The organism is Phycisphaerae bacterium, from assembly GCA_035384605.1.
Classification (GTDB): Bacteria; Planctomycetota; Phycisphaerae; order UBA1845; family PWPN01; genus JAUCQB01.
In genome coordinates this window covers 1-4,341 of sequence record DAOOIV010000209.1, presented here as the reverse complement: position 1 = coordinate 4,341, position 4,341 = coordinate 1, and the positions used below count along the sequence as shown (strand labels likewise).

General features: G+C 62.2%; 3 protein-coding genes. 2 read left to right on the top strand and 1 reads right to left on the bottom strand.

Annotated elements, in window-relative coordinates:
• The coding region (locus PLL20_21805; protein ID HPD32634.1) for an ATP-binding cassette domain-containing protein at positions 1–296 on the top strand (296 nt) is incomplete at its 5' end.
• A 52-nt stretch (positions 297–348) separates the two neighbouring features.
• Here PLL20_21805 and PLL20_21800 read toward each other — a convergent pair.
• Complete coding sequence (locus PLL20_21800; GenBank protein HPD32633.1) at positions 349–1,755, bottom strand: MBL fold metallo-hydrolase; 1,407 nt, start codon at positions 1,753–1,755, stop codon at positions 349–351.
• A 427-nt stretch (positions 1,756–2,182) separates the two neighbouring features.
• Between PLL20_21800 and PLL20_21795 the strand changes: the two genes are divergently transcribed.
• Positions 2,183–4,341 (top strand): acetate/propionate family kinase (locus tag PLL20_21795; GenBank protein HPD32632.1); only part of this gene is annotated, 2,159 nt, incomplete at its 3' end.

Genomic DNA, 4,341 nt, shown 5'->3' with positions numbered 1-4,341 from the left:
TCTCGGGGGGCCAGCAGCAGCGTGTGGCCATCGCTCGGGCCCTGGCCAACGATCCGGCCATCATTCTGGCTGATGAGCCCACCGGGAACCTCGACTCGGCGACCGGATCGGAAATCATCGACCTGCTCTCGTCCTTCAATCGCCAGCGAGGTGTCACCATCATCAGCGCCACGCACGATCACAAGATGCTGGCCGCCTCGACCCGCGTGGTGTGGATCACCGACGGCCGCGTGGATCGCATTGAGCGCCGCGAGGCCCTTCAGATCGCGGTGGGGAGCATCGACGGGCGGAGCTGAGCGGAGTGCGAATCGATGGCAGGCAATCCGTCCTTTGCCCGGACCACAAGCCCTACTCGATGGGGAATCGCTGGTCGGGTTCGGGGATGACCACGTCGGCGATGCCGTTCTTGCGCATCGTCTCGGCAAGAGTCTGCGACTGGCCGGCCTCGCCGTGAACGAGAAACACGCGGCGCAGGCGTCGTGCCAGCGGCTCGACCGCAGCCATCAGCTCGATCGAATTGGCGTGGGCGGAGAAGCCGGTCAGCACCTTGATCCTGGCTTTCACCTGGTAGGTTTCGCCGAAGATCTTGACCTGCTTGGCCTTTTCGAGCAGGCGGCGGCCGAGGGTGTTCTCCGCCTGGAAGCCGACGATAAGGATGGTGTTGGCCGGGTTTTCGATGTTGTTCTTGAGATGGTGGAGGATTCGGCCGACTTCGCACATTCCGCTCGCGGAGATGATGATCATCGGTCCCTTGCGGTCGTGGAGGCGCTTGCTTTCCTCGACGTCCTGCGTGTACTCGCAATCGTCGCAGGAGAGCATGTCGCCGGTGAGGTGATTGAACGCCGAGGATTCTTCGTCAAACACCTCCGGATGTTTTCTGAACACTTCGGTCGCCCGCACGGCCAGAGGGCTGTCCACCACCAGCGGAATACCCTTGGGGATCAATCCCTGATGGAGGCACATATGGTACTCATAAACGAGCACTTGGGTTCGCCCGACCGCGAACGATGGAATGATGAGCTTGCCGCCCCGGGCAACCGTCTCGTTGACGATTTCCGCGAATTCCTCGCGCATCTGTTCGGGTCGGGAGTGCTGCCTTCCACCATAGGTGCTCTCGCAGATGAGGTAGTCGCACTCGGGCAGGGGGTCGGGGTCTCGCAGGATTTCCATGCCCTTGCGCCCGAGGTCACCGGTGTAGACGATCGATCGCGTCTTGCCGGGTCCCAGATCGGCGTCGACCTTTGCCCCGCACGAGCCGAGCATGTGACCGGCCTCATGAAGCCTGGCCCTGATTCCCGGCAGCACGTCGAAGGTCTCGCGGAGTTCGCGCCGTCGGAACAGCTTGACCGTATCTTCGACATCGGCCTGGTTGTACAGCGGTTCGATGGGGGCATCGCCTTTCTTGACGCGCTTCTTGTTCCAGTATTCGGCATCTTCCTGTTGTATGTGAGCCGAATCGGCCAGCAGAACCTCGGCCAGGTCGCAAGTGGCGGACGTCGCGTAGATTGCTCCTGCAAAGCCGCTCTTGACCAGCAGGGGCAGACGGCCGCAGTGATCCACATGGGCGTGCGTCAGGATGACGGCTGCAATGTCCCGCGGGTCGCACGGCAGGGTGCGATTCTTGGCGTTGGCTTCGGCTCGTCGGCCCTGGAACAGCCCGCAATCCAGGCAGATGACGTCCCCGTTGACTTCGATAAGGTGCATGGAACCGGTGACTTCCTTCGCCGCCCCGTGAAAACGCAAGTGTGCCCGCATTGGCTGCAATCCTCGCCTTCGACCCCACCGGCCTTGTGCGTGTCAAGTCAATACATCACTTGTTTAACTTGTTTAACGGGTTTCTTCGACTTTGTCCACCCGAAAGCACCCAAGGCGGACCGCCTTTTTGGGGGCCGCAACCCAAGCGATCTGCGATCCGGAAACATGCGCGCAAAATGCAGACCAGTCGCGCCGGAAGAGACCAACGGGCTTTAGCCGGCCTTTCCAACCTCCCGGCACGGCGGTTAGTCGGCGCGCGCCCCGGTGCCGCCCAAGAACCTCGCGCGACCGGACTGTGACCGCGCCTTTGCCGGAGTCGGCCGCGCTTGCAGGGCTGACGCCGGCGCCGATTGCACTTGTCCACACGGCCGCATCCGGGGACAATGCTGCGGTTTGCTGCCTATCGACCGCACAACAGGAGCCAACCATGGACCATGCCGCGATCGCAGACTTCCTGAAAAAGAACGTCGGCCTTTTCAAGCACTTTCCGGATCACCGGGTGGCGGAGCTGGTTGCCGGTTCGCAAGTGGCGTCTTACGAGCCCAACGAGGCCATTGTGGAATTCGGCGAGGATGCGACCCATCTCGGAGCCATTCTGGAAGGCGAGGCGTCGGCCTCGGTCATCGCTGAAAGCGGCGACCGGCAGGTGCTCAGGCGCCTCAAGACCGGCGACACCTTCGGCGAGATGGCGCTCATGACCGGCGAGAAGACTATGATCGACATCATCGCGGAGACGCGATGCAGCGTGCTCCTGGTGCCGGTCAGTCTTTTTTCGTCGGTCATCATGACCGAGTCGCGGGCGGTGCAGCACATCTCGAGGACCATGTCGGAGCGGTTCAGGACGGTCATGCTGGACCCGTCCCAAGCAGCCGCCTTGAGAAACCAAAAAAAACCCATTACCATACAACTGAAGGGTGAACGGCCGGAGAAGATCCTCGTCCTCAACTGCGGTTCGTCGTCCCTTAAGTATTGTCTTTTTGACACGCAGAACGAGTCGAACAACGTTCGAGGCCTGGTCGACCGCATTGGCACCGACATCACCCGGCACACCTGCCGCGGACCGCGCGGAGAGGTTGCTCGCAATCTGCCCAAGGGCACCCACCGCGAGGCCTTCGAGGCCATGTTCGCCGAACTGACCGCCAAAGAGACCGGGGCCGTCTCCAGCGCCGCCGAAATCAGCGCCGTCGGCCACCGGGTGGTCCACGGCGGCGAGAGGTTCGCCGAGACCACGGTCATCACCGACGACGTGCTTCGCGAGCTCGAGACGCTGTGCCCGTTGGCGCCCCTGCACAATCCGATCAACCTCCTCGGTATTCGAGAGGCGCTGCGCGTGTTCCCCTCGGTCCCGCACTTTGCGGTATTCGATACCGCGTTCCATAACACCCTGCCTTCGTTCGCCTATCTTTACGGCTTGCCGTACGAGTACTACGAGAAGAAGAAGGTGCGGCGTTATGGTTTTCACGGTACGTCACACGCCTATGTCTGTCTTGCCGCCGCCCAGTATCTGTGCCGACGGGTCAATGAGCTGGAGATCATCAGTTGCCATCTGGGCAACGGGGCCTCTGTTTGTGCCGTGGACCACGGCCGGTCCGTCGACACCTCGATGGGGTTGACCCCGGCAGAGGGCCTGATCATGGGGACGCGCGGCGGGGATATCGATCCTGGGGTTCTTGTTCACCTTCAACGAGAAGAGGGATTGACCGCCGACCAGATCGACGAAATCCTGAACCGTAAGAGCGGGCTGTTGGGTTTGTCCGGCATTTCTTCCGACATGCGCGAGGTCGAGCGAGCGGCTCATGAGGGGAACCCCCGGGCCTTGGTGGCGCTCAAGACGTTCTGCTATCGGTTGCGAAAGTACATTGGCGCCTACGTGGCCGCCATGGGCGGATTGGACGTGATCATTTTCACCGCCGGGATCGGGCAGGGCAGCGCCCGGGTTCGCGCGTTGGCCCTGCAGGGCCTGCGCTGCATGGGGGTCGTTCTGGACGAGCAGCGCAATCGCGAAGCCCATGCGTGCGAGGAGATCCGCCGCATTTCAGCCGACGATTCGCCGGTTACGGTGCTCGTCGTGCCCACCGACGAGGAACGGATGATCGCTCGAGAGTGCTTGCGAGCACTCAGCCGCTCGTACATCAAGCAAGTCCTTGAAACGCAACGACAGGAGCCTATTCCCATCGAGGTGTCGGCCCATCATGTTCATCTCACACAGGAACACGTCGAGGCGCTGTTCGGCGTCGGTCATGAGCTGACCCGGCAGAGCGATCTGTCGCAACCTGGCCAGTATGCCTGCCAGGAGCAGGTGACGCTGATCGGCCCGCGCGGCCGCGTCGAGCGGGTGCGCGTTCTTGGGCCGGTGCGCCAATTCACTCAGGTCGAGATCGCGATGACCGAGCAGTTCAAGCTTGGCATTCATCCGCCCATCCGCGAGTCCGGCGATCTGAAGGACACGCCCGGCATTACCATTGAAGGTCCCGCAGGGAGCGTCACCATCGACAAGGGTGTGATCTGTGCCATGCGCCATATCCACATGACGCCCGAGGACGCGCTCCGCTACGGCGTCCGCGACAAGTTTACAGTGCGCGTATG

Bases quoted from the DNA above. Each gene is read 5' to 3' on its own strand.
- PLL20_21800 (HPD32633.1), bottom strand. From the start codon at position 1,755: ATGCGGGCACACTTGCGTTTTCACGGGGCGGCGAAGGAAGTCACCGGT.